1 protein-coding gene is annotated in these 619 nt (G+C 48.1%); it reads right to left on the bottom strand.

The window, feature by feature from the left end:
• Nucleotides 1–619, bottom strand: a 619-nt coding sequence (locus tag R7Q09_RS26685) for a lysophospholipid acyltransferase family protein (RefSeq protein WP_318144014.1), incomplete at both ends; no start/stop codon positions are given.

The raw sequence follows: 619 nt of genomic DNA on the forward strand, positions 1-619 counted from the left end.
GTAAGCTCCTACCATGCATTGGTTCTTACGATCCCACACAAACAGATGCAGGTAATCATGATCGAAATGATCGATGTCTATCGCTTGTCCGGTCCCTTCGCCAACTTGACGGAAATTATGTTCTCGCAAGCGGCCAATTTCATGCAGGAGAGATGGGATCTGCTGCGCACTGGCGCAGTACACGTCGAGCTCGCCACTTTGACGCTGTTGGGTTTCTGGCGGTAAGCTGTGCAGCTCTTCAAGCAACTGGCCTATGGGTAACCCTGCCGCAATAGGTAAGAGATCATTGTCTGAGACCGTTTGCTGAGTGGTACTTACATCGCGGTTAAGCAGGTAGGTGTTGAGCCTCAGATAATTGACGATCTGATCATCGTTGAGGTTATTGAGTTCTTTAAACTTGATTGCTTGCCCAAAGGACAACTCAATGGTTTTTGCGCTCTTGTTGAGTAGCTCTCTTCCTAACATCAAGGTGCGTAAAAGAGGGTGGATTTTACCTGCCATGTAGAAGCGTTTTGAGTTCTGCCCACGAATGAAGACGGGAACAGTGGCGGCTTTGTTCTTACGAATTAACGCGCTGACACTGCGGCTCCATTCTTTGTCTTCTAAACGCTGTTGTTTG

This window comes from Vibrio sp. 2130-1, from assembly GCF_033339515.1.